This window comes from Sphingomonas sp. 37zxx (assembly GCF_000786205.1).
Lineage (GTDB): Bacteria > Pseudomonadota > Alphaproteobacteria > Sphingomonadales > Sphingomonadaceae > Sphingomonas.
Genome location: NZ_JROH01000051.1, coordinates 1 through 24,294 on the forward strand (window position 1 = coordinate 1; position 24,294 = coordinate 24,294).

Annotated in this window: 26 protein-coding genes, 1 tRNA gene and 2 pseudogenes; 17 read left to right on the top strand and 12 right to left on the bottom strand. The window is 64.5% G+C overall.

Going from position 1 to position 24,294, the window contains the following annotated elements; all coding sequences use genetic code 11:
- Positions 1–135: 135 nt before the first annotated feature.
- The 6 genes and pseudogenes from QU44_RS14675 to QU44_RS17225 form a co-directional block, all read right to left on the bottom strand.
- Positions 136–627 carry a GDYXXLXY domain-containing protein gene (locus QU44_RS14675; RefSeq protein ID WP_033923130.1) on the bottom strand — a complete coding sequence of 164 codons (492 nt, stop codon included), beginning with the start codon at positions 625–627 and terminating at the stop codon, positions 136–138.
- Entirely contained in the window at positions 620–1,687 is a 1,068-nt protein-coding gene (locus QU44_RS14680; protein ID WP_033923132.1) for a DUF4401 domain-containing protein, read from the bottom strand. The genes QU44_RS14675 and QU44_RS14680 overlap by 8 nt, the downstream gene beginning before the upstream one ends.
- Positions 1,684–2,634: a DUF2157 domain-containing protein gene (locus QU44_RS14685; protein ID WP_033923133.1), complete on the bottom strand. Its 951-nt coding sequence runs from the start codon at positions 2,632–2,634 to the stop codon at positions 1,684–1,686. The genes QU44_RS14680 and QU44_RS14685 overlap by 4 nt, the downstream gene beginning before the upstream one ends.
- 277 nt (positions 2,635–2,911) lie before the next feature.
- A complete protein-coding gene (locus QU44_RS14690; RefSeq protein ID WP_052134907.1) occupies positions 2,912–4,432 on the bottom strand; it encodes a DUF4139 domain-containing protein in 1,521 nt (506 codons plus the stop codon).
- Entirely contained in the window at positions 4,432–5,856 is a 1,425-nt protein-coding gene (locus QU44_RS14695; RefSeq protein WP_033923134.1) for a DUF4139 domain-containing protein, read from the bottom strand. The genes QU44_RS14690 and QU44_RS14695 overlap by 1 nt, the downstream gene beginning before the upstream one ends.
- A gap of 141 nt (positions 5,857–5,997) precedes the next feature.
- A pseudogene (locus QU44_RS17225) lies at positions 5,998–6,457 on the bottom strand (integrase core domain-containing protein); the annotation flags it as partial.
- Here QU44_RS17225 and QU44_RS17885 point away from each other — a divergent pair.
- Positions 6,455–6,628: pseudogene (locus tag QU44_RS17885) on the top strand (transposase domain-containing protein); the annotation flags it as partial. The pseudogenes QU44_RS17225 and QU44_RS17885 sit on opposite strands and share 3 nt — an antisense overlap.
- Here the strand turns inward: QU44_RS17885 and QU44_RS14705 are convergent.
- The 6 genes from QU44_RS14705 to QU44_RS14730 all read right to left on the bottom strand — a co-directional run bounded on the left by QU44_RS14705 (position 6,610) and on the right by QU44_RS14730 (position 11,173).
- A complete protein-coding gene (locus QU44_RS14705; RefSeq protein WP_033923135.1) occupies positions 6,610–6,903 on the bottom strand; it encodes a ribbon-helix-helix domain-containing protein in 294 nt (97 codons plus the stop codon). The pseudogene QU44_RS17885 and the gene QU44_RS14705 sit on opposite strands and share 19 nt — an antisense overlap.
- Positions 6,900–8,729 (bottom strand): cobaltochelatase subunit CobT, encoded by a 1,830-nt coding sequence (gene cobT / locus QU44_RS14710; RefSeq protein ID WP_033923136.1) that lies wholly within the window; start codon positions 8,727–8,729, stop codon positions 6,900–6,902. The genes QU44_RS14705 and cobT overlap by 4 nt, the downstream gene beginning before the upstream one ends.
- Positions 8,729–9,118 (bottom strand): type II toxin-antitoxin system VapC family toxin, encoded by a 390-nt coding sequence (locus QU44_RS14715; protein ID WP_033923138.1) that lies wholly within the window; start codon positions 9,116–9,118, stop codon positions 8,729–8,731. The genes cobT and QU44_RS14715 overlap by 1 nt, the downstream gene beginning before the upstream one ends.
- Positions 9,115–9,396 carry a type II toxin-antitoxin system Phd/YefM family antitoxin gene (locus QU44_RS14720; RefSeq protein WP_033923139.1) on the bottom strand — a complete coding sequence of 94 codons (282 nt, stop codon included), beginning with the start codon at positions 9,394–9,396 and terminating at the stop codon, positions 9,115–9,117. Before QU44_RS14720 ends, QU44_RS14715 begins: the two co-directional genes overlap by 4 nt.
- A 49-nt stretch (positions 9,397–9,445) precedes the next feature.
- Positions 9,446–10,450 carry a cobaltochelatase subunit CobS gene (gene cobS, locus QU44_RS14725; protein WP_033923140.1) on the bottom strand — a complete coding sequence of 335 codons (1,005 nt, stop codon included), beginning with the start codon at positions 10,448–10,450 and terminating at the stop codon, positions 9,446–9,448.
- Positions 10,451–10,561: 111 nt separating this feature from the next.
- Complete coding sequence (locus QU44_RS14730; protein ID WP_033923141.1) at positions 10,562–11,173, bottom strand: J domain-containing protein; 612 nt, start codon at positions 11,171–11,173, stop codon at positions 10,562–10,564.
- 41 nt (positions 11,174–11,214) lie between these two features.
- Here QU44_RS14730 and QU44_RS14735 point away from each other — a divergent pair, with 41 nt between their 5' ends.
- From QU44_RS14735 to QU44_RS14795, 16 genes are all read left to right on the top strand, one after another.
- On the top strand, positions 11,215–11,502 hold the full coding sequence (locus QU44_RS14735) for a BolA family protein (RefSeq protein ID WP_033923142.1): 288 nt from the start codon (positions 11,215–11,217) through the stop codon (positions 11,500–11,502).
- On the top strand, positions 11,503–12,210 hold the full coding sequence (locus QU44_RS14740; protein WP_033923144.1) for a glutathione S-transferase: 708 nt from the start codon (positions 11,503–11,505) through the stop codon (positions 12,208–12,210).
- The gene (locus QU44_RS14745; protein WP_033923145.1) at positions 12,207–13,109 is read left to right on the top strand and encodes a pirin family protein; all 903 of its coding nucleotides are present in this window, start codon (positions 12,207–12,209) and stop codon (positions 13,107–13,109) included. The genes QU44_RS14740 and QU44_RS14745 overlap by 4 nt, the downstream gene beginning before the upstream one ends.
- A gap of 130 nt (positions 13,110–13,239) precedes the next feature.
- Complete coding sequence (locus QU44_RS14750) at positions 13,240–14,118, top strand: alpha/beta fold hydrolase (protein ID WP_033923146.1); 879 nt, start codon at positions 13,240–13,242, stop codon at positions 14,116–14,118.
- Between the two features lie 78 nt (positions 14,119–14,196).
- The gene (hisG, locus tag QU44_RS14755; RefSeq protein ID WP_081988077.1) at positions 14,197–14,961 is read left to right on the top strand and encodes an ATP phosphoribosyltransferase; all 765 of its coding nucleotides are present in this window, start codon (positions 14,197–14,199) and stop codon (positions 14,959–14,961) included.
- The gene (gene hisD / locus QU44_RS14760; protein ID WP_033923147.1) at positions 14,958–16,250 is read left to right on the top strand and encodes a histidinol dehydrogenase; all 1,293 of its coding nucleotides are present in this window, start codon (positions 14,958–14,960) and stop codon (positions 16,248–16,250) included. The genes hisG and hisD overlap by 4 nt, the downstream gene beginning before the upstream one ends.
- A gap of 108 nt (positions 16,251–16,358) precedes the next feature.
- On the top strand, positions 16,359–16,820 hold the full coding sequence (gene nusB / locus QU44_RS14765) for a transcription antitermination factor NusB (RefSeq protein WP_033923148.1): 462 nt from the start codon (positions 16,359–16,361) through the stop codon (positions 16,818–16,820).
- 184 nt (positions 16,821–17,004) lie between these two features.
- Entirely contained in the window at positions 17,005–17,898 is an 894-nt protein-coding gene (gene thiL / locus QU44_RS14770) for a thiamine-phosphate kinase (RefSeq protein ID WP_033923149.1), read from the top strand.
- A gap of 122 nt (positions 17,899–18,020) precedes the next feature.
- Positions 18,021–20,180, top strand: coding sequence for a sodium-translocating pyrophosphatase (locus tag QU44_RS14775; protein ID WP_033923151.1), 2,160 nt, complete (start codon positions 18,021–18,023; stop codon positions 20,178–20,180).
- A gap of 263 nt (positions 20,181–20,443) precedes the next feature.
- Complete coding sequence (locus QU44_RS17890) at positions 20,444–21,115, top strand: DUF433 domain-containing protein (protein WP_081988078.1); 672 nt, start codon at positions 20,444–20,446, stop codon at positions 21,113–21,115.
- A gap of 14 nt (positions 21,116–21,129) precedes the next feature.
- A complete protein-coding gene (locus QU44_RS19000; protein ID WP_443018093.1) occupies positions 21,130–21,513 on the top strand; it encodes a DUF5615 family PIN-like protein in 384 nt (127 codons plus the stop codon).
- A 413-nt stretch (positions 21,514–21,926) separates the two neighbouring features.
- Positions 21,927–22,145 (top strand): translation initiation factor IF-1, encoded by a 219-nt coding sequence (infA, locus tag QU44_RS14780; RefSeq protein ID WP_033923152.1) that lies wholly within the window; start codon positions 21,927–21,929, stop codon positions 22,143–22,145.
- Between the two features lie 44 nt (positions 22,146–22,189).
- On the top strand, positions 22,190–22,759 hold the full coding sequence (locus QU44_RS14785; RefSeq protein WP_033923153.1) for a Maf family protein: 570 nt from the start codon (positions 22,190–22,192) through the stop codon (positions 22,757–22,759).
- Complete coding sequence (locus QU44_RS14790; protein ID WP_033923154.1) at positions 22,752–23,711, top strand: ribonuclease; 960 nt, start codon at positions 22,752–22,754, stop codon at positions 23,709–23,711. Before QU44_RS14785 ends, QU44_RS14790 begins: the two co-directional genes overlap by 8 nt.
- Positions 23,711–23,908: a DNA gyrase inhibitor YacG gene (locus QU44_RS17895; RefSeq protein ID WP_081988079.1), complete on the top strand. Its 198-nt coding sequence runs from the start codon at positions 23,711–23,713 to the stop codon at positions 23,906–23,908. The genes QU44_RS14790 and QU44_RS17895 overlap by 1 nt, the downstream gene beginning before the upstream one ends.
- A 32-nt stretch (positions 23,909–23,940) precedes the next feature.
- Positions 23,941–24,016: transfer RNA gene (locus QU44_RS14795), tRNA-Phe, on the top strand.
- The last annotated feature ends 278 nt before the right edge of the window (positions 24,017–24,294 follow it).

Genomic DNA, 24,294 nt, shown 5'->3' on the forward strand with positions numbered 1-24,294 from the left:
GCATCCGATATCCTTCACACAAGCCGACGCTCAGAGTGCCTGAGCCGCTCGCTGGAACCGGCCATTCATTCAGGAACGCTGCTTGCGGTGAGCCGCGAGTCTTTCGTCGCGCCGATCTGTGGATGATGATTCAGCTTATTTGGCAGCTCCACGCAACGGTTCGAGACGGGAGCCGCGCAGACCGGTTAGGATCATCGCCCCGTCCGGCGCCACCCGGAATTCGCCGAAACGCGCATTCTCAAAAGCCTTCGCCTGCCCCTCCTCGAAAAAGAAGGCGTTGGTGGCAAAGTTAGCCTGCCCGCCCCGGACCCGGTATTGAAGCGCGACTTCGTCAGAGCCTAGCCGTCCGGTATCGGCAAAGCGACGGAACTGACCGACGCCTCTCCGGTCGACGGCGACGACCAGATGCCCGTCAGCAAGCTGCGTCTGCCCGGGAGAAAAGGCCTGGTCGGCGGCGGCAAAACGCAGCCGCATATAGTCGCCCTGCATCAGCGAGCGCGGATCGACAGGGCTGAGCTCGAGGAAGACGATGCGACCGTCGGTCAGCAGGCGTTCGCGCTGGTAGATGCCCTGGTTTACCAGAAGCAGGATGATGAGCCCGGCAGCAAGCGCGACCGCCTTACGCATTTCGCGGTTGCTCCAGACGATCGGCACTGCGGCGCAGGAAGAGGGACGCGGCGAGCAGGCCGAAGCCAGTGACGGCAAGGATGCCGGATTTTGCCAGCAGGGTAGCGTGCAAGCTGTAGTAGAAATGGCCTGCGAACCCGAGCAGGCTTAAGATGCCGAACGCAATCAGCAATCGGTTTCCTGCGGCAAACCCCAGCAGCACGATCAAAAGAGCAGAGCCAAGGCCGGGTGCCATCATGCACAGGATCGCCATCAAGGAGGCGGCACCGACCGCCAACAGGACAATGCGGCTGTTGGGCGCGAAGCCCTCCCGGATCGACAGGACCGCAGCCACCCAGATCAACACCGCGCCCGTTAGGCCGCGTCCGACCAGCGGCACGTGGAGCGCCATCCAGCCGGTTTCCCTGGCGCGTCCGAACAGATTTTCGGTGCCGAACAGGCGAAACGTCTCCGTCAACAAAAGCGCCAGCACCAACCCATAGCCGATCGGGCGCCACAGTCGCCCGCTGGTCGCCCATCTTGCCGGATTGAGCCAGATCGCCGCAAGGGCGACGCACAGCAACGGGGCAGCGAGGCCCTGGAACGCCAGTTGGTTGAACGCGAGCGCGACCGCGAGCGCAGCGCCGCCAGTAGCCAGAAGACGGTGAAGAAAATGGGGAATGACCAAGACCAGCGTAGCCTCGGCCGCGGCGACGGCAAGATAGAGGCCCGCGTTACCTGCCTTGAAGAGGTGCGCCAGCCCCACGACCAAGAGTGCCTGCCCGGTTAGGCCGAGCGCCAGCGCGAACTGCTCGGCAAAGTCCTGCCCGTCAAAGCCACGGAACAAGGCAAAGGCGCCAGCACAGCAGGCTGCGCCTGCGATCAAGGAAGATGCGGCATCGTCGATGATGGACGATAGCGTGAGCCCGACGAAGATAAGCAGGAACAGGGCTCCGATCCAGCCAGCAATGCCGAGCATCACGCGGACGAACCAGGGTGATCCGGACGGCTCCGGATCAGGCTGCGCGCCTTCGACCAATCCGTCAGCGCTCAGTTGGATCCAGAGCTCGGCGGCATTCATGCTGGCTGTTCCTGCGCAATGGATTTCAGCCAGATCGCACCGGCAGCTGACGTTCCGATCACGACGAGGCCGATGAACAAGTAGGCACCGCCGCCCAGATCCAGCATGTGGCGCGACAGGATGGCCGCAACCGCGATAATCAAGCTCAACAGGCCTGCTGCCAGCATGAAGAGATCGGGGCGAAAACGGCGATACCAGACGTACAACCCTGCGAGCCATGCCGCATAGGCCAAGGTTTCGAAGAGAGTAGAGCCGCCCTTGCCGGCGAAGATTGCCCAGACGATGAGCCCGGTCGCGGTTGCGGCATTCGCGATCGCGATCAGCCTCGGAGGCCAGCTCTCGTGCAGCCAGGGAAGCCCGGCCCGGCGGGCCGCTTCCGACAGGATGAGCGCCACGCTGTTCACCAAGAACAAGGCCCAGAGTAACGTTTCGCTGCTCCGGCCAAGCGAAAAGTATAGGAACAGAGCAATGTTCACGAGACCTAGCCAGATCAGCCACAAGGGGGCGAAGCAGCCGATCAGGACCCAAGGCAGAATCAGGGCAGCCCAGTAAGAGAAAAGCTCGAACGTATCAGCGCCGGTCTGGTAAACTTGCCCGGCCAATGCGAGCAGCGCGCCCACCAGCAGGCTCATCAAAGTGAGCACCGCCTTGCCTGCCATCCCATCCAGATCAATGCGCCAGTAGGCGACAAGGGCGGCCAGGATCGCGGCTTCGACCAGCCCAAACTTGGCGAGGCGGCCAAGATCGTCCCAATTGAACGCAAAGAAGAATATCACGGCTGCGGCAAGCGCGACTGTACCCAGCCACAGAGCGAGCTGCCCCAGGAAAACCCGCCACTGCGCGGGGGCCGGTATCATTGCCGCGGCCCGCAACACCTCAAGCTCGCGGCCAGGTGCAACGCGCCGAGCCGCGAACCAATCCAGAACGTCGCCTCGAAGCTGGCTCATGTTACCTCCCTCGCCCCAGAGTAACAGGAATAGCGCGCTCGGCCAGTGCCTGCCATAGGTTGGACGGCTTCATAAACGCCACGAACCGAATTGATGAAGCGCGTCCTGCTCGACCCAATTACGGTTATTGCCTACGGTTTCACGCTTCCCAGCTCCGACCGTTCGTTCATAGTCTGACCGCAACGATGAACTATGAATGAAATTGGCGCTCATTGATGTCTTGCGCTGTGTTTAAAGCTACCCAACGCCGCGAATGAAAGACCCAAATCCGCCGAACTCAGTAACGTATGCGCAATTCAGCTCGAGAATTTGGCTCTAGCAAAATCGACCAGGTTGCGATGCCGTCGATGATTTCAAGCGTCGAATTGTCACTTCCGATCTTCTGACCTGCCTGCCCGATTGGCACCTCCAGCTTTGCTGGCAGGCGCGAGGAATTGCTGGCAGTGATTACCGTCTCGTTCTGGCTAATCTGGGTTTGGCCGACCAGTATCTGGGTGCTGACACCCGCCGAAAGGCGGAAGGTCTCGCCCTCGGCGCGGTCGTCGAGCGCGCCAAGGCCCAGCAGCAGATGTTCCTCGCCGCGCCGGGCATAGGTCGCGGTAGCGCCCGATGGAAGTGCCAGCCCCAGCCCGTCCTCCGTGCGGTTGCGCAGGACCAGCACCGCGACGGTCGGCGAAGGCGGCAGCGTCTGGCGGGGATAGAGCTGGCGCCGATAGCGCCGCTCGAACGGCACCGCGCTTCGCGCCAACAGCGCGACCTGCTTCTGCCCGCGTGCGGCGACCGTCACGCGTTCGGGAACACGATACAGCTTCAGGTCGCCGACATCCTCAGGGGGCGGGGGCGGCGGCGGTGGCGGGGGCGGCGGCGCGGAGGCAACGACCATTGCCTGCGGCACCATGAGACGGTTTGCGGTGACGATAATTTCTTCGGCGGGCTCGAACTCCAGCTTGCGCAGATCCGATGTCGTCGTGCCGAGCGGATAGCAGGTGAGCGATAGTGCCCCTGCGGCGGCACGCAGTGACCGCGTGGCGATCCGGTTCAGCCGGCCCGCGACCGCAGCGACGTCGGCGTTCGGGAATATCTCGGCATTGCCGTTCGCCAGCGTCAGCCAGGCGAACAGGTCGAGCGAGCGCTGGTCGGCGGCGAGCGTGGCGACATAGCTGGCGCGCCAGTCGAAGCCGGAAGCGAGGTAGCTCAAGCGGACGGTGACGGTGCGCGCGACCGGGCTGACGGTGGTGATGCTAAGCACCGGCTTGCTCGACAGGCCGGCGGGCACGCCACCATAGGACAGGCCCTCGGGCAGCCCCGAACAGCGCAGCGTCTCGATCCCCGTCGCGGTGCGCAACACCACGCCGGGGATCGGCCCGGCGATGAGGGTCGCGTCCTCGCTGGTCTTGCGGCCGGTCACGCGATTGGTGCGGGTAAGCGTCACCTGCCGACCCAGGCTGCCGTCCACCAGCGACGCGGGCGAGAGCAGGCGCGCGTCGCGGTTCTTTTCGACCACCCCGCCGGGCAGGCCGTCGACCACCGCGCTGACGGGGACGATTCCTTCGGCGACGCCCTCGAAGCGCAGCACTGTCGCCCCGCGCGGCAGCGCGACGCGGCGGGTCTCGGTGACCAACGCGAAGCCGCCGAGAAAGCGCAGGTCGATCGCGCCGCTGCCCCCGGGCGCGCGATACACCGTCAGCGCGATGCGTTGCGGGCCCGCCGAGGTGACCACCGGCTGCGCGATCGCCGTGCTGGCCGCGGTCGCCGCCAGCACGAGCAACGCCGCGCGAAACAGGGCGGCAGCGCGCATCAGTAGCGGGTGTCGAAGGTGGCGGTGACCACGCTCTCCCCATTGGCGGGCACCGGCACCTGCCATATCGCGCTGCCGACGTTGCGGCGTTCGCTCTTGCGGTTTTCGGCAATGATCCGGTTATCGCCCCAGTCTAGCCCCGACTGCACCAGCTCGACCGTAACGGGCCGCGCCCGCGCATTGGTGAGGCGATAGCGCACTTCGGTTCGCCAGCGATCGCCGCCCAGCCGGGTGCGCGACAGCGTGGTCGGCTGGACCTTCACGTCGAAGGCGTCGCCGGTGGGCAGCGCGATCGTCGATCCCTGCGGCGTGTGGCCGATCTGGTTTTCGCCGGTGAATTGCGGCTGGCCGCGCGCATCGCGGATATAGACGCGCACCACACCCGCGGGGAGCGCATCGCCCAGCCCGGCATCGCCCGCATTGGCGAAGCGCAGGATGGTCTGCGCGCTGCGCGGTTCGTCGGCGGTGCCGAGCCAGCCATTCTCGAAGCGATAGCCCGAACTGGCGGTGACACCCTTGGCGTCGAGGAAGCTGACCTGCTTGGTCTGCTTGTCGGCGATCGTCGTGCGTTCGGCGAGTGGATAGAGATAGAAGTCGCCAAGCTGTTCGCGGTCGGCGCTTTCAGTGCCGGGTTGCATCTGCACCTGATACGAGCGGCGCTGCCGCGGGGTGTAGTCCTCGCCGCCATCGCTGCCGCCGACATCGCCCGCGACCAGCAGCGTGCGCGCGTTGTTGAAGGTCGTGCCGCTGGTGTTGCGCAGCGTCACCCAGCCCTGGACGTCGACGGTGCCGCTCTTCTCGTCGAACAGCGCGACATAGTCGGCGCTCCAGCCCAGCCCCCGGCTGAGATAGGAAAGCCGCGCGGGCCGGGTGCCGCCGCGCGTGCTGGCGAGCGTCACCGACAACGTCGGGCGCGCGCGCAGCGAATCGGGCACGCGATCGAACACCGCGCGCACCGGCAACCCGTCGTCGCGCAACACCTCGATCCGCCCGCCAATGTCGAGCACCACGCCGCCATTGACCGCGAGCACCTTGGCGCGCTCACGCGTCTCGGTGCCGGTCGCGGGATTGGTGCGCACCAGGGTGATCGTCTCGCCCACCGCCTTTTCCATCAGGCTCGACGGGCTGAGCAGGTCATAGTCGAAATTCTGTTCGACAATCGCAGCATCGGACACCGCCAGCGATACCGTTTCGGGGCGGATCTGCGCGCTGACATCGGGGAAGCTCTGCCGCACCCGCCCGCTTGCCAGGTCGAGCGATCGCACGTCCTGCACCAGCGCGACGTCGTTGTTATAGATCGTAACCGATACTTCGCCCTGCGCGCTGCCCGCGACTGGCGAAACCGCGCGGGGCGGCGGCGCCTGCTGCGCGCCAGCGGCGGCGGGTGCCGCCAGCATCAAGATCAAGGCCAAAGTCGCGCGCATATTGCATCCCCGATCGTTCGGCAGGCACCATGCGCAGCAACGCGGTGCAGCGCAATCGGCGTCGCCTGCGCACGCGTCGAAAAACACTCAGCATTGAAGAAATCTTGACCTGCAGTGACCTGCCCCCCGCTGGTCCCGCGATCATAACGAGAGTCTGCCGGTTTGATATTCGTGTTGCCCCACCGGCACAAGCGCGTCGGACGTGACGTGTCCATTTAGCAGGAACGTCCGACGCGCTCGTGCCGGTGTTCGGTTCCCCAGCGACGAGTGCGGCCTGACGTTGTTGTAGTCGTAGCGCCAGACAGCCAGCTTGTGCCTGGCGTCAGCCAGGCTGTCGAACAGCTCTTCATTCAAGAGCTCGTCGCGCAGCGACCCATTGAACGATTCAATGAACGAACGATTCAATGAACGCGTTCTGCTGCGGCTTGCCGGGATCGATGTAGTGCCACTCGACCCGGTTCTCGCTGGCCCACTTCAGGATGGCCCTGCTGGTAAACTCGGTTCCGTTGTCGCCGACGATGCAAGCGGGTTTGCCATACAGGCGCACCAGTGTGTCCAACTCGCGGGCTACCCGCACGCCGGAGATGCTGGTGTCCCTCAGCGCACCGCGTTCATGCTCAGCCTCATCGCCACCGCAAAGCTCAACGATATCGATCCCCAGGCCTGGCTTGCCAATGTGCTCGGCCGCATCGCAGATATCCCGCAAAGCCAGCTCGCCGACGTGTTGCCCTGGAACTGGCGGCCAGACCAAGTTCAGCGCCAGGCTGCCTGAACCGCGGTACTCACCGAAGGCTTACGTTCCACTAACAACCAACTCCGTATCGCGCTCGCCAAGTTCGGCGGCGTGTCGCCGGCGATCCGGGCTACGTCGATCTGTGCCACCAGCGCGCTCAGCGGCAGGGCGTGGGCTGTCGCTGCCGCTTCCAGCGCTTCCCAGAATATCGGCTCCAGGCTGATCGACGTCGGGTGGCCGGCGATTGTGATTGATCGTTTCACCGGCCCGGCAAAGCCCCCCGGCGGCGCGGTGACCGCCCCTGCCGGGGTCATTCGTCGTCGAACAGGCTGGCGAGTTGTTCGATCATCGTGCCCGCCAGCTGGTCGACATCCATGATCGTCACCGCGCGGGCATAATAGCGCGTCACGTCATGGCCGATGCCGATCGCCACCAGGCCGACCGGCGACTTATTCTCGATCCAGCCGATCACCTGGCGCAAATGGCGCTCGAGATAGCTTCCCGAATTCACCGACAGCGTCGAATCGTCGACCGGCGCGCCGTCCGAAATCACCATCAGGATCTTGCGATCCTCGGGCCGGGCGATCAGCCGTTCGTGCGCCCACAGCAATGCCTCGCCGTCGATATTCTCCTTCAGCAGCCCCTCGCGCATCATCAGCCCGAGCGACTTTTTCGCGCGCCGCCACGGCTCGTCGGCCTGTTTGTAGACGATGTGGCGCACGTCGTTCAGCCGCCCCGGCTGCGGCGGGCGGCCCGCGGCGAGCCAGGCGTCGCGCGCCTGTCCGCCCTTCCACGCGCGAGTCGTGAAGCCCAGGATTTCGGTCTTCACCCCGCAGCGTTCGAGCGTGCGCGCCAGAATGTCGGCGCTGATCGCCGCGATCGAGATCGGCCGCCCGCGCATCGATCCCGAATTGTCGATCAACAGCGTGACCACGGTGTCGCGGAAATCGGTATCGCGCTCGCGCTTGTACGACAGCGACTGCATCGGATTGACCACCACGCGCGCCAGCCGCGCGGCATCGAGCATCCCTTCTTCCTGGTCGAAGTCCCAACTACGCGATTGCTGCGCCATCAGCCGCCGCTGCAGCCGGTTGGCCAGCTTGGTCACGACGCTCTGCAGGGTCACGAGCTGCTGGTCGAGATACGAACGCAGCCGCTCCAATTCCTCGGCATCGCATAATTCGGTCGCGGCGATCACTTCGTCATGCGCGCGGGTGAAGGCTTTATATTCGAACTGCGGCGGCATATCGCCCCAGGGCCGGTTGGGGCGAACGGGCATCATCCCGTCCTCGCCATCGTCGCCGGGGTCGCCGTCGATGTCGTCCATTGCGTCGGAGGGGGCTTCCTCCTCGCCCTGGCCTTGTTCGCTGTCGCTGTCGCGCTGTTCGCCACGCGCCTCGACCTGGCCTTCGCCGCTGCCCTGGTCGCCTTCTTCTTCGCCCTCTTCCTGCTCGCTGTCTTCGGAGCCCTCGTCCTCGGCGCCGCCGTCCTCCGAATCATCGGGCGTCATGTCGCCCTCGGTCAGCTCCAGATCTTGCAGCAAATTGGCGACCAGCGCGGCAAAGGCGTCCTGGTCGTCGATCGCCAGCGCCAGCGCGTCGAGATCGGCCCCGCCCTTCTCTTCGATCCAGTCGGCGACGAGGCCCAGGCCAAGCGCCGCGCTGGCCGGGGCCGCCCGCCCGGTCAGCCGCTCGCGCACCATCAATTGGATCGCGGTCGACAGCGGCACTTCCTGGGCGTTGCGCGCGCGCGCGATCGGATCGGACTTCATCCGCAGCGTCAGGCTGTGCTCCAGATTGTCGGCGATGCCGGCAAAGCCCTTCGACCCCAACGCCTCGATCCGCGCGGTTTCGACCGCATCGAACACCGCGCGCGCCACCGGCTCCTTGGGCGCGGCGCGCGCGTGCTTCATCACGTCGTGATGCTTGAGCCGCAGCGCAAAGCCATCGGCAAAGCCGCGCGCCTCGGCCACCTGATCGGCGGGCAGCGCGCGCGCGGGCATCGGCACCTTGATGCTGCGCCCCGCCTGGCTCGGCGCATCGGCGGTGAAGGCCAGTTCGACCTCGGCATCATTGGCGATCGCGCGCGATGCGCCGCCAAGCACGTCGCGGAACCGGTCCAGGGGGGTGTCGGTGGCCATTACCAGAGTACCTTACAGCCGAATTTGGCGATCTCAGGGTCGCGGGTCAGGACCGTGAGCTCCTCGATAAGCGCTTGTGCGGCAATTAGCCGGTCGAAGGGGTCGCGGTGTTCGCCGGCCAGCGTTCCGGCAAGCAGGCCATGCGCCGCAGTGACATCAAGCGACCTGAAGTCGTTCGACGCGATGAGGCGCGGATATTGGATCGACGGATCTCCGATATCGGGCAGTTTTCCGATCCGATATTTCGTTGCCACTTCCCAGGCGCTAACGGCGCTCACGAAGAAGGCTGCATCGCTGTCCTGAAGGACGGTCCGAGCCGATTCCCCCAGCCTATCGCCGCCAGCCCACCAGAACAGGACGGCGTGGGTATCCAGAAGAAATCCAGTCACAAGCCATGTTTCTCTAAGCGGCTGCCTTCCCATAACACCAGTTCGCTTTCCGGCATCGGATCGAACCACGCTGAATCCGGGATGTTGGCCAATTCGGGCCATCCCCCCGGTTGTCGTTTGGGCTTTTCGTGCTGAATGAACGGCACCAGCTTGGCATAGGGCTTGCCCGCCTTGGCGAGGACGATCTCTTCCCCGGCATGCGCGCGATCGAGCAATTTCGATAGATTGGTCTTGGCATCGTGGACATTGACGAAATCGATCGTAGTCGGGGCGTTCATGGCCTGTCTCCGGGTGGACTAACCCAAGTTAGTCCACCCTCGCCGATATTCAACCCTTCTTCACCACGCTTTCGGGCAGATCCTTGCCGAATACCCGCTGATAATATTCCGCCACCAGCGCGCGCTCGGCCTCGTCGCACTTGTTCAGGAACGACAGGCGGAAGGCGAAGCCGACATCGCCGAAGATCAGCGCATTCTGGGCCCAGGTGATCACAGTACGCGGGCTCATCACCGTCGAAATGTCGCCGTTGATGAAGCCGCGCCGCGTCAGTTCGGCGACGCGCACCATGTTCTCGACCGCTTCCTTGCCGCCGGGCTTGTCATATTCGCCCGATTTGGCGAGCACGATCTGCGCCTCGACCTTGGCGGGCAGATAGTTGAGCGTGACGACGATGTTCCAGCGGTCCATCTGGCCCTGGTTGATCTGCTGCGTGCCGTGATACAGCCCGCTGGTATCGCCCAGGCCCACCGTGTTGGCGGTGGCGAACAGGCGGAACCACGGATTGGGGCGGATCACCCGGTTCTGGTCGAGCAATGTCAGCTTGCCCTCGGTCTCCAGCACGCGCTGGATCACGAACATCACGTCGGGACGGCCCGCATCATATTCGTCGAACACCAACGCGGTGGGCGTCTGCAGCGCCCAGGGGAGCAGCCCTTCGCGGAATTCGGTGATCTGCTGGCCGTCCTTCAACACGATCGCGTCGCGGCCGATCAAGTCGATCCGGCTGATATGCGCGTCCAGATTGATGCGGATGCACGGCCAGTTCAGCCGCGCGGCGACCTGTTCGATATGCGTCGATTTGCCGGTGCCGTGAAATCCCTGCACCATCACCCGACGGTTGTGCGCGAAGCCCGCCAGGATCGCCAGCGTCGTGTCGGCATCGAACACATAAGCGGGATCGAGATCGGGCACCCGCTCGTCGGCTTCGCTGAAGGCGGGCACCTTCATGTCGATGTCTAGGCCGAAAACCTCGCGCACGTCGACGGTCTTGTCGGGTGCGTCGAGGATCGTCGTCTCGCGGCTATCGGGCTGGGTATTGGGAATGTTGGACATTAAAAAACCGTCGCGATTATGAGTAGCACTGCACTTAGGGTGGCCAGGACGACTGGCAAGGAAAAACTCCCGTGCTTTGGCCCATATGGAAATACCAGCCGGCTGCCCCGGTCAAGCAAAAGCAGGCGCGGCGCGCAGATGCTGATATGCCGCGATTACTTCCTGCAATCGCTGTTCATAGCTGCGGTCGCCGCCATTGCGGTCGGGGTGAAAGCGCCGCACCAGATCGGCATAACGCTGGCGAAGCGCGCGGCGATCGGCATCGGTGCCAAGCCCCAGCACCGACAGCGCGTCGCGGTCGCTGCCCGATAGCGGGCGGCCATCCGCACGCGGTTGCTGCGCGCGCATCTTTTCGCGGAATCGTGCGCCGATCGCGTCCATCGGATCACTGAAATCGGCCCAGCGCGGCGGCCGGTCGGCGCCGTTGGTGGCAAAGGCGCGGGTTTCGCTTTCCCACCCGGCATAGGGCCTTTGCGCGTCATAGATTTCGTCGGTGCTCATGCCCTGGAAGAAATTATACCCGGCGTTGAACGCGCGCACATGCTCCAGGCACATCCAGCGATAGGGGGCCGGCCCGTCGCCCGATCGGCGCACGCCCTCCTGGGCCGGCGCGCGAAATTCGCCCGGCTCGTTACAGCCCGGCATCGCGCATACCCGCCCATTGGCCTCCACCCGTCCGTGAAACCTGCCCGTCGATCCGTCTTTGCGTTCGGTCCGCGCCACGCGGCTCCCCAATTTGTAACAAAGCAGGCTATATAGGCCCGATGAACCAGCCCGCCACCGCATCCGTCGAGGCAGCGATCACCGCCTGCCTGCGCCAAGCCCTCGCGCCGACCCATCTGACCGTCGTGAACGAAAGCCATCTCCATGCCGGCCATCTCGGCGACGACGGCAGCGGCGAATCGCATTTCGCGGTCGAAGTCGAAAGCGCGGCCTTCGCCGGGCTCAACCGAGTCGCGCGCCAGCGGCTGGTGAACCAGGCGCTGGCCGATTTGTTGGCCACCCGGATCCACGCGCTTCGCATGAAGGTGCGCGCGCCGGGAGAAAGCTGAATGGCGTATAAATTATGGTATTGGTCAGGCGTGCAGGGGCGGGGCGAGTTCGTCCGGCTCGCGCTTGAGGCCGGCGGTATCGACTATGTCGATTGCGCGCGCGAACAGGGCGATGACGCGCTGCTCGCCGATCTGAACGATCGCGCCGGTCGCACCCCCTTTGCGCCGCCCTATCTAGAGGTTGACGGGCTGGTGATCGCGCAGGTGGCCAACATCCTGCAATATCTTGGCGAGCGGCATCACCTCGCACCTTCGGGCATGGCGGATCGGCTGTGGCTCAATCAGTTGCAATTGACGATCGCCGATTGCGTTGCCGAGGTGCATAACGTCCATCACCCGGTAGGCAGCGGTGCCTATTATGACGAGCAGCGCCCCGAAGCCGCGCGCGCCGCAGAGCAGTTCCGCGCCGAACGGCTGCCCAAATTCCTCGGCCATTTCGAAGATGCCGCCACCGCCAATGATGGCGAATGGCTGATCGATCATCGCTGGACCTATGCCGATACCTCGCTGTTTCAGGTGGTCGCGGGGCTTCGCTATATGTTCCCAAAGCGGATGGCGACGCTCGCAACCGATTATCCCGCGCTCATGCGGGTTCACACGATGGTCGCCGATCTGGCGGGGGTGCGCGGCTATCTTACGAGCGATCGGCGCATCCGCTTCAACCAGGACGGCATCTTCCGCCATTATCCTGAATTGGACGCCGCATGACCAATGACGACCTTGTCCTGCAAACGATCCTGCCGGTCAGCCACGATCTGGGCGGGTTCAAGGTCCACCGCACGCTGCCCAATCGCGAACGCACGATGGTGGGGCCGTTCATCTTCTTTGACCAGATGGGACCGGCGCTGATGGCGGCGGGGCAGGGGATCGACGTCCGCCCGCATCCGCATATCAACCTGTCGACCGTCACCTATTTGTTCGCCGGCGCGATCGGCCATCGCGATTCGGTGGGCAGCGACATTGTGATCGAGCCGGGCGCGGTGAATTTGATGACCGCCGGCAGCGGCATCGTCCATTCCGAACGCTCACCGGGCGAGGAGCGCGCCAAAGGGCCTGAACTATTTGGCATCCAGACCTGGCTCGCCTTGCCCGAAGCGGTCGAGGAGATCGACCCGGCGTTCGAGCATGTTCCCCGCGCCGACTTGCCGGTGCTCGAAGGCGCGGGCGCGCGGTCGCGGATCATCATGGGTTCGCTATGGGGGGCGACCGCACCCACCACGACCTATGCCCAGACCATCTATGCCGACATCGAACTCGATCCCGGTGGCAGCGTGCCGATCGACGATTCGGCCGACGAACGCGCGCTCTATCTGGTCGAGGGTGACGCGGCGCTCGACGGGATGAAGCTCGAACCGACGATTCTCTACGTCGTGCGCCCCGGCACCCGCGCGACGCTGCGATCGGCGGGCGGCGCGCGCGCGATGCTGTGCGGCGGCGAAGCCTTCGCCACCCCGCGCCACGTCTGGTGGAACTTCGTCTCGTCGAGCCGCGACCGGATCAACCAGGCCAAGCATGACTGGAAAGCGGGCCGCTTCGCCAAAGTCCCCGGCGACGAGCAAGAATCGATCCCGATCCCCGAAGTGCCAAAAACGGTAAGCTATCCCTGACCATCCCCCTCCCGCTTGCGGGAGGGGCTAGGGGAGGGCATGTCCTGGGGCGAGCAGATAGGGCGATAACAAGCCCTCCCCCGACCCCTCCCGCAAACGGGAGGGGGGTAGAATAGCGAGAGGCGAATCCATGCAGCACATCGCACTATCCACCGGCATCAGCCTCGACGTCGCCACTGCGGGCGATCCCGCGCATCCGGCGATGATCTTCCTTCACGGCTTCCCCGAATCGCACCGCACCTGGCGGCATCAATTTCCCGATTTCGCGCGCGATCACTTCTGCATCGCGCCCGACCAGCGCGGCTTTGCGCGATCGGACAAGCCGCAAGGGGTCGATCAATACACCCCCGAAAAGCCGGTCGCCGACCTGATCGCGCTCGCCGATCATTTCGCCGTCGATCGCTTCACGCTGGTCGCGCATGACTGGGGCGGCGCGATCGCCTGGATGGCGGCGCTGCGGCATCCCGAGCGGATCGAGCGGTTGATCATCCTCAACGCGCCGCATCCGCTGATCTTTCAGCGAAGCGTCCTCGACGACCCGGCGCAGCGCGCCGCCAGCCAATATATCCGCGCCTTCCGCAATCCCGAGCTTGAAGGTCATATCGACCGGATCGGGCTCGATGTGTTTTTCGACACCAGCTTTGCCAAACATGTCGATCCGGCGCTGATTGCACCCGAAAAAGCCGCCTATCTCGACGAATGGTCACAGCCCGGCGCGATCACCGCGATGCTCAACTGGTATCGCGCCAGCGCGATCCAGGTGCCCGAAATGGACGAAGCCGCCGCGCGCGCGCCGTTTCTCGACGCGCCGTTTCCGCCGGTCACCATGCCGACCCTGGTAATCTGGGGGATGCACGATCGCGCGTTGTTGCCGTGCCAATTGGACGGGCTGGACGCGCTGGTATCCAACCTCACCGTGGTCCGCATCGAAGACGCCGGCCATTTCGTACCCTGGGAAAAGCCCGAAGCGGTAAACGCCGCGATCCGCGATTGGCTGGCGGCGAACTAAAAGACCCAATGGGGGGCAGCATACCGCCCCCCGCCCTTGTTGCGCTCGCTCCACCCCCCACGTAAAGCGCCGCATTCCATGACCGACCCGATCATCATCGCCGTGCCCAAGGGCCGGATCCTCGCTGAGGCGCTGCCGTTACTGGCGGCGGCCGGCGTCGTGCCCGAACCCGCCTTTTCCGACGAGAATAGCCGCGCGCTGCGCTTTTCGACCAATGTCGCGCATATCGACCTGATCCGCGTGCGCGCATTCGACGTCGCCACCTTCGTCGCGCACGGCGCGGCACAGCTTGGCATCGTCGGATCGGACGTGTTGATGGAATTCGCTTATTCGGAGCTGTACGCGCCGGTCGACCTCGGCATCGGCCATTGCCGGCTGTCGGTCGCTGAACCTGCAGACCTGGCGGCACAGGACGATCCGCGCGGCTGGAGCCATGTCCGCATCGCCACCAAATATCCTGGCGTCACCCGCCGCCACTTCGCCGCGCGCGGGGTGCAGGCCGAATGCGTCAAGCTGAACGGCGCGATGGAACTGGCCCCGATATTGGGCCTGGCACCGCGCATCGTCGATCTGGTGTCGTCGGGCCGAACGCTCAAGGAAAACGGATTGGTCGAGGTAGAAGTAATCGCCGAAGTCTCATCGCGCCTCGTGGTCAATCGCGCGGCGTTCAAGACCAAGCCGGCGGTCGTGCCGTTGGTCGATGCGTTCCGGCGGGCTACTGCTGCCCCCCTCCCGCTTGCGGGAGGGGCCGGGGGTGGGGCGTCGCCAGCCGCGAACGACCACACGGCGGGAATGCGGATAGCCCCACCCCTAACCCCTCCCGCAAGCGGGAGGGGGATGTGATCCGCCTCGATTCCACTGCGCCGCGCTTCGCCGCCGACTTCACCGCGCTCGTCAACGCCCGGCGCGAGGCCGATAGCGATGTCTCGCGCGATGTCGCGATGATCGTCGGCAGCGTGCGCGAACAGGGCGATGCCGCGCTCCACGCCTTCACCAGCAAGTTCGACCGCCACGACCTCAACACCACCGGCTGGCGGATCGAGCGTTCGGCAACCAGGGCGGCGCTCGACTCGCTCGACCCCGATCTTCGCGCCGCGCTCGAACTCGCGCGCGACCGGATCACGACCTATCACCAGAAACAGCGCCCCGCCGACAGCGACACCACCGACGCGCACGGCGTCCGCACCGGCGCGCGCTGGAACGCGGTCGATGCCGCCGGGCTGTATGTTCCCGGCGGTCGCGCGGCATACCCCTCGTCGCTGCTGATGAACGTCATTCCTGCGCAGGTCGCAGGGGTCGAGCGGATTGTGATGGTCACGCCGACCCCCGATGGCGAGGTCAATCCGCTCGTCCTGGCTGCCGCTGAACTTGCGGGCATCACCGAAATCTGGCGCGTCGGCGGCGCGCAGGCGATTGCCGCGCTCGCCTATGGCACCGATCGGATCGCCCCGGTCGACGTCATTTGCGGCCCGGGCAACGCCTGGGTCGCTGAGGCCAAGCGCCAGCTCTACGGCGTCGTCGGTATCGACATGGTCGCCGGGCCGTCCGAAATCGTCGTCGTCGCCGATGGCCGCAACGATCCCGAATGGATCGCCGCCGATTTGCTCAGCCAATCCGAGCACGACCCGACCAGCCAGTCGATCCTGCTCACCGACGACGCAGCGTTCGCCGACGCGGTGGCCGAGGCAGTCGACGCCCAAATCGGCGAGCTTTCGACCGCCGAGGTCGCGCGCCGCGCCTGGGACGCCAATGGTGCGATCATCGTCGTGCCCAGCCTCGACGACACGATCCCGCTGGTGAACCGTCTCGCGCCCGAACATCTCGAACTTGCGGTCGACGATCCGCAAGCTTTGTTCGCGCAGGTCCGCCACGCCGGATCGGTGTTCCTGGGGCGTCACACCCCCGAGGCGGTCGGCGATTATGTCGCCGGGCCGAATCACGTCCTGCCCACCGGCCGGCGGGCGCGCTTCGCCAGCGGCTTGTCGGTGCTCGATTTCATGAAGCGCACCAGCTTCCTCGCGCTCGACCCCGCCGGCCTCGCCGCGATCGGCCCCGCTGCCGTGGCACTCGCCACTGCGGAGGGGCTGCCCGCGCACGCCAAGTCGGTGTCGATCCGGCTCACCAACACCTGAACCCCGCCCGTTCGTCCTGAGCCTGTCGAAGGGCCGTTCTTCTTTCTGCCGAAAGACAAGGACGGTGCTTCGACAAGCTTGGCATAAACGGGGTAGAGAGACCCCATCATGACCAGCCCCAATCCCCGTTCGCGCACCCAAGCGCGCACCGCCGCCCGTCTCGCCGCCGTCCAGGCGCTGTACCAGCATGAGATGGAGGGCACCGCGGTCACCGCGTTGCTCCACGAATTCCACCAGCACCGGCTGGGCGCGACGATCGAGGACGCCGAATATATCGACGCCGACGTGCTGTTCTTCGACGACATCGTGAAGGGCACCACCGCGCGGGGGGCAGAGATCGACGCGATCGTCGCGGCGAAGCTGGCGACCGGCTGGACGCTCGACCGCCTCGACAAGCCGATGCGCCAGATTCTTCGTGCGGGCACCTATGAGTTGCTCGCACGCGCCGATGTGCCGACCGGCGCGGTGATCAGCGAATATCTCGATGTGACGCATGCCTTTTATGACAAGCGCGAAGCGGGGTTCGTCAACGGCCTGCTGGACGCGGTGGCCAAGGAAGTCCGCGCGTGACCCTTCCCTCTCCCGCAAGCGGGAGAGGGTTGCGCAGACTTGGTTCGCGTTCTTCACGCGGACCTAGTCGAAGCTGGGTGAGGGTGCCGCGGTCGCCCTTGCGACCGCGCGAGCCCAAGGCTCGGCACTACCCTCATCCAAGCTGCGCTATCCTTCTCCCGCCAGCGGGAGAAGGTTTGGACGCATGAACGAATCCACCTTCCTCACCGCGCTCCGCAGCCTCCCGCTGCACGCAGGCGCGCGCGGGCTCGCCGACGACACCGCGCTGCTCGGCGACCTCGTTCTCACCAAGGATTTGGTGGTCGAGGGAATCCATTTCCTCGCCACCGATCCCGCCGCCGACATCGCCTGGAAGCTGGTCGCGGTGAACCTGTCCGATCTCGCCGCCAAGGGCGCGGTGCCGATCGGCATCCTGCTCGGCTATCCGCTCGCTGGCGATGACTGCTGGGACCGTGGCTTCCTCGAAGGGCTGCGCGAGGTATGCCAAACCTTTGCCTGCCCGATCCTCGGCGGTGACACCGTCACCGCCAACGGTCCGCGCACGCTGTCACTCACCGCGATCGGCCGTGCTACCGCGCCCCCCGCGCGCAGCGGTGCGCGCATTGGCGATGCGCTCTGGGTAACCGGCACGATCGGCGATTCCGCCGCCGGCCTTGCGATCGCGATAGGGGAACATGGGCCGCCCGAGCTGCTCGCCGCCTATCGCCGCCCGCAACCCCGCCTGGCCGAGGGGCGCGTACTGGCCTCCCAAGTCAGCGCGATGATGGACGTCTCCGACGGCCTGTTGATCGACGCCGCACGGATGGCGCAGGCAAGCGGCTGCGCGGTAATGATCGACCTTGCGGCGGTCCCGCTATCGCCCGCTTACGCCGCGCATGTCGGCACCAATCGCGAAGCGCGCCTTGCCGCAGCCACCGGCGGCGACGATTATGAACTCCTCTTCGCGCTTCCCCCCGGCACCATGCCGCCGGTCCCCGCCACCTGTGTCGGCAGCTTCGCGCAAGGCAGCGGCCTGACCCTCACCGACGCCGGCGAGTCCGTCGCCCTCCCGCCGCGCATCGGCTATCAGCACGGCTGAGCCACCGCGCAATCGGGCAAAGGCTTGCGCGCGCCCCATTTTTGGGTCTCTATTCGCGCCAGCGTGACCGAATGCGGCACCAGACCGCGGCGGCACCTTCAGGAAGAGGGACCATCTGCGATATGACGATCGTCTATTTCGCCATGCTCTGCGGCGTTGTCGCAGTGCTTTATGGCTTCGTGACCGCGCAACAAGTCATCCGCGCCCCCGCCGGCAACGCCCGGATGCAGGACATCGCCGCCGCGATCCAGGAAGGGGCCAAGGCGTATCTTGGCCGGCAATATACCGCGATCGGCATTGTCGGCGCGATCGTCGCGGTGATCCTGCTCCCAACGCTTGGCATCTATTCGACGATCGGTTTCCTCATCGGCGCGGTGCTGTCGGGGGTTGCTGGCTATGTCGGCATGAACATTTCGGTGCGCGCCAATGTCCGCACTGCCGAGGCTGCGCGCACCTCGCTTCAGGGTGGCCTGACGCTCGCCTTCCGATCGGGTGCGATCACCGGCATGCTGGTGGCGGGGCTGGGGCTGCTCTCGATCGCGGGGATCTTCTGGTATCTCGTTGCGGTCGCGGGGGATGCCCCCAATGGTCGCCGGGTGATCGACACGCTCACCGCCTTGGCGTTTGGCGCATCGCTGATCTCGATCTTTGCGCGGCTGGGCGGCGGCATCTTTACCAAGGCCGCCGATGTCGGGGCCGATCTGGTGGGCAAGGTCGAGGCGGGTATCCCCGAGGACGATCCGCGCAACCCCGCGGTGATCGCCGATAATGTCGGCGACAATGTCGGCGATTGCGCCGGCATGGCCGCCGACCTTTTTGAAACCTATGTCGTCACGCTCGGCCTGACGATGGTGTCGATCGCCTTGCTGGTGCGCGCGCCGACCGAACAATTGCTGGCGCTGATGGCGCTGCCGCTGCTCGTCGGCGGCGTGTGCATCATCACTTCGATCATCGGCACTTATATGGTGCGGCTGGGCAGCAGCCAGTCGATCATGGGCGCGCTGTACAAGGGGTTCTGGACGACGATCCTGCTCTCGGTCCCCGCAATCTATGGCGCGACCGCCTATGTGCTGGGCGATATGCACGCGGTGATTGGCGGGGCCGGCTTCCTCGATCCGGCAACCGATGGCCTCACCACCGAAGCCACGCTAGGGGCCGAGGCGATCGGCGGCATGGCGTTCACCGGCATGGACCTGTTCTGGTGCATGATGATCGGGCTGGCGGTCACCGGCCTCCTGGTGTGGATCACCGAATATTATACCGGCACCAATCATCGCCCGGTCCGCTCGATCGCCAAGGCATCCGAAACCGGCCACGGCACCAATGTGATTCAGGGCCTGGCGATCAGCCTCGAATCGACCGCGTTGCCGACGCTGGTGATCGTCGTCGCGGTGGTCGCGGCATATCAGTTCGCCGGCATCATCGGCGTCGCCTTTGCCGCCACCTCTTTGCTCGCGGTCGCCGGCATGGTGGTCGCGCTTGATGCCTATGGGCCGGTCACCGACAATGCCGGCGGCATCGCCGAAATGGCGGGGCTGCCCGATGATGTCCGCCAGCGCACCGACGCGCTGGATGCGGTGGGCAACACCACCAAGGCGGTGACCAAGGGCTATGCGATCGGCTCGGCGGCCCTTGCCGCATTGGTGCTGTTCGGGGCTTACACCACCGATTTGCGCGAATTTTTTCCCGAACTCACTGTCGATTTCAGCCTGTCGAACCCCTATGTCATCGTCGGGCTGCTGCTGGGCGCGCTGCTGCCCTATTTGTTCGGCGCGTTCGGCATGACCGCGGTTGGCCGCGCGGCGGGCGCGGTGGTGAAGGACGTGCGCGAACAATTCGCCTCGAACCCCGGCATCATGCTCGGCACCTCGCGCCCCGATTACGCGCGCACCGTCGACATCGTCACCCGCGCGGCGATCCGCGAGATGATCGTCCCATCGCTGCTGCCGGTGCTCTCGCCCGTTGCGGTGTATTTCATCGTCACGGCGGTCGCGGGACAGGAACAGGGCTTTGCCGCGCTGGGCGCGATGCTGCTGGGCGTGATCGTCTCTGGCCTGTTCGTCGCGATTTCGATGACCAGCGGCGGCGGCGCGTGGGACAATGCCAAGAAATATATCGAGGACGGCAATCACGGCGGCAAGGGCAGCGAAGCGCATAAGGCAGCGGTCACCGGCGACACCGTCGGCGATCCGTACAAAGACACCGCCGGTCCCGCCGTAAACCCGATGATCAAGATCACCAATATCGTCGCGCTATTGCTGCTGGCCGCGCTGGCGGGGTGATTCTTTGATTCCCCATTCCCGCTAGCGGGATTATCGTTCCCCGGAAGGGTGTTGCGCGTCAAATGGCGATGGAATGAATGGGATGGTGAGTCCGCTCGTTGGGACGGTGTGCTAAGCGCGCGAAAGCCCGCAACTCTCGATACTTATCCTTGCGCTATAAAATCTTCTAATTTGCAAGTGCGCAATTCCTCCTTAAGCGTTAACGTCATATCCATAGGCGCTCATCAAATTAAGCGCTGTCTATCACTGCCAAGGAATCTTAAATGAAACGGCCAGGACGGGGAGGAAAAGCGGTCGTAGATGCGACGGACAATGTCCTGTGCGCGTTCGGGGTTGATCATGTTGCGAGGGTGACCCGGCTTTCAAAAGCCCGCCTGACGCGATGGGACAAGCTGGGTTTTTTTTCGCCTGAGCATCTGGATGACGAGGATAGAGGCGCGGCATATAGTAGGGTCTATTCATTCCGAGACCTCGTCGGCCTTCGAACGCTCGCCATCCTTACTGAACAGTTTCGAGTGCCACTGAGTGAGCTTCGCAAGGCTGCCGCTGAACTCACGAAGCGATCCAATCGGCCTTGGTCAGAAATTCCACTAGCGGTTGTGAAGCGGAAGGTAGTGTTTGACCTTGATACGACACCTTGCGATGCAGATGGTCAGCTAGTCGGAAACCATATCCCGCTGCCGACTATAGCGGAGGAGGTGGCTCGCGCAGCCGAGGAGCTTAGAAATCGGGATCAAGCTAAGATTGGCACCATCGAACGACGGCGCTATGTTGCACACAATGCGGCTGTGATTGCGGGCACACGCATCCCGGTCAGAGCAATAGAGAGCTTTCTCGAAGATGGCTGCTCAGATGCTACCATTTTGTCGGAGTACCCCTCAATTGATCGATTGGACATCGCCGCCGTACGGAACGCGATGAAGGTAGCCGCCTGACTACGCTTCGCCGCTTGACGTTTCTAGCGGATGAATGCGTGACGGAGTCCGTCAGCCAGTTCCTCGAAGAGCGTGGTCACGAGGTGATTCGGGCAAAACAAAAAATCCCAGAAGGAACACAAGATCCAATCGTTGCGAAGGTTGCGGAGGATTTATCAGCAATTCTCCTTACTGACGATGCAGACTTTAATACAGTAGCTTCCAGACGGCCAAACGGGCAGAGGCGGCGATTTCGGAAGTTAAGTCGGGTTCATTTAGCCTGCAAGCATTCTCAGGCCATTCACCGAATAGCTGCCGCTATTACGTTGATAGAATTTGAGTATGAGATAGCGCAGGAGCGTGACGATAAGCGAATGATAATAGAGCTGAAACCCACGCTAGTTCGAACCATACGCTAAGGGCGCAACAACGGAGTACATAATATAAATGGTTGAGATCAACCCTTGAGGTATTTCCGATACGGGCGTCATCGTCCTTTAATGCGGGTTGACCGTGCTTTGGCATTTCGTGCGCAATTGCCTTGGACTATTCGCTAAGGAGTGTGGCCCTAATTTGAGGATGACTGTGCCATTCCCCCTCTCCTGCACGCTGCCAAGTTGCCACCATTGCCACCCGCTCTTTCGAATCGTCCGGCACCCTGCGCATCCCGCACCCATCGACACTCCCTGGCGCTAACCCTTGGCGCGGGACGGTATGCGGAACGCATCACCCGTCTTTACTTTGTCCACGTCGCCCAATGCGGCGAACCCTTCCCTTTTCGCGCTATAGCGCGTATGGCCCGGCGCACTTTGCGAACCCATGAGGACTATTTTTGGCTAAAGAAGAATTGCTTGAGATGCGCGGCCGCGTGGTGGAATTGCTTCCCAACGCGATGTTCCGGGTCAAGCTCGAAAACGATCACGAGATTCTGGGCCACACCGCCGGTAAGATGCGCAAGAATCGCATCCGTGTGCTGGTCGGCGACGAAGTGCTTGTCGAACTCACCCCATATGACCTCACCAAGGGCCGGATCACCTATCGCTTCAAATAGCGGTTGGTGGTCGGGACGGATGGTTTCGGCCAGATAGGCTAACCATGAACCTTGTCCTCGCCTCATCCTCGCCCCGCCGCCGCGACCTGCTGGCGCGGATCGGCGCGGTGCCCGTGCGTGTCGTCTCGCCCGACATCGACGAAAGCCCGCATAAGGACGAAGTGCCGCGCGCCTATGCGCTTCGCCTCGCCATCGCCAAGGCAAAGGCGGTCCCGCGCGGCGAGGGGGAGGTCGTGCTGGCCGGCGACACCACCATCGCGCTTGGCCGCCGCATCCTGCCGCCTGCCGACACGCTCGACATTCAGCGCGATCTGCTGACCAAGCTTTCGGGCCGCCGCCACCACTGCCTGTCGGCGATCTGCGTGATTGGTGCCGATGGCAAGGCTCGCACCCGAATCGCCGACACCGTCGTCGCCTTTAAGCGGCTGACCCCGCAAGAAATTGAACGCTACCTTGGCTGCGGCGAAGGGCTGGGCAAGGCGGGCGGCTATGCGATTCAGGGCCGCGCCGAGGCGTTTGTCCGCTTCCTGTCGGGCAGCCATTCGGGCGTCGTCGGCCTGCCGCTGTTCGAGACGCGGGCATTGCTCGAAAGCGCCGGGCTGATCCTTGGCTGAGTGGCTGTACGAAGCCGGTATCGGCGAATCCCGCGCGATCCTGGTATCGCGCGGTGAAATCTGGAAAGCGCGGATCGAAGTCGCGGTGGATACCCCGCGAATCGGCGGCATCCACCGCGCCCGCCTGACCGAGATTACCGGCCCGCGCACCGCGAAGGTGTCGCTCGACAGCGGCGGCGACGCGCTGCTCGAACCCGTTCCCGCCGGCATGACCCAGGGCGCGGCGCTGACCGTCCGCATCGTCCGCGAAGGCATTGTTGAACGCGGCAAGCTTCGCCTGCCAAAGGCGGTGCCGGGGGAGGGCGCGCCGCAGCCCGGCCCCGACCTGCTGGCGCGAATCACCGCCACCGGCCTGCCGGTGCGCCAGTGCCGCGCGCATGAAGCTGACGCATTTGAGGATGCGGGCTGGTCCGAAGTCCTTGACGAAGCCGTCAGCGGCGACATCGCCTTCCCCGGCGGCTGGCTGCGCATGGCGGTGACCCCGGCGATGACGTTGTTCGACGTCGATGGCGCGCCGCCACACGGCCCGCTGTCGATCGCCGCCGCTCACGCCGTCGCGCGCGCGGTCGAGCGGCACGGCATCGGCGGCTCGATCGGCATCGACTTTCCGACGCTTGCCAACAAGGCCGAGCGCCAGGCGGTCGCCGACGCGATCGACGCCGCGCTGCCGCAGCCATTTGAGCGTACCGCGATGAACGGTTTCGGCTTCCTCCAGGTCGTCCGCCGCCGCGAGCGCGCCTCGCTGCCCGAGGCGATTGCCGCCGACCGCGCGGGATATGCCGCACGGGCATTGTTGCGGACGATCGAACGTATTCCCCCGCCGCCACCTGCCACCCATATCGTCGACGAAGCGATCGCCCGCCGCCTGGCGCGCCAGCCCGACTGGTTGGCAGAGCTTGCCCGGCGCACCGGCGGTGCCACGCGGTTCGAGACACGACAGGAGAATCGATAATGGCCCGGCGTTCCGGCTGCCCCGTATGCGGTCAACCCACTGCCGCCGATCACAAGCCCTTCTGCTCGCGCGGGTGCAAGGATCGCGATCTGCTGCAATGGCTGGGCGAGGGGTACCGCATTCCCGGGGAGCATGTTGATCCCGATGATGCAGAAGGCGCACAAAGCAGACTGGACACGTCCGGCGAGCGCGACTAAGACCCGCGCTCCCCGACGTGCCGTTCGGGCGTGCCCGAGTAGCTCAGTTGGTAGAGCATGCGACTGAAAATCGCAGTGTCGGCGGTTCGAATCCGTCCTCGGGCACCATTTTTTCCTTGTAAAAACAGCGACTTGCCTAAACCCTCGCTCTATCCCTGAGCTGAAGCTACGCTAGCACAGTGCTAGCACCCGGTTTTTCTCCTTCTCAGCAATCTCAAGACGTTAACCGTTTGTGACTACCCGCGGGGCAGGCTGCTTTAGCACATTTTAAGCACAGCCAGCGTAGTCCGCACACCGGCGCGCGCTATGATGTCGGGCAGATTACGCATGGAAATGGGCCGGATTGCGGGAAAAGAGTATCCATCCGGTGAGGGCCGCGACGAGTT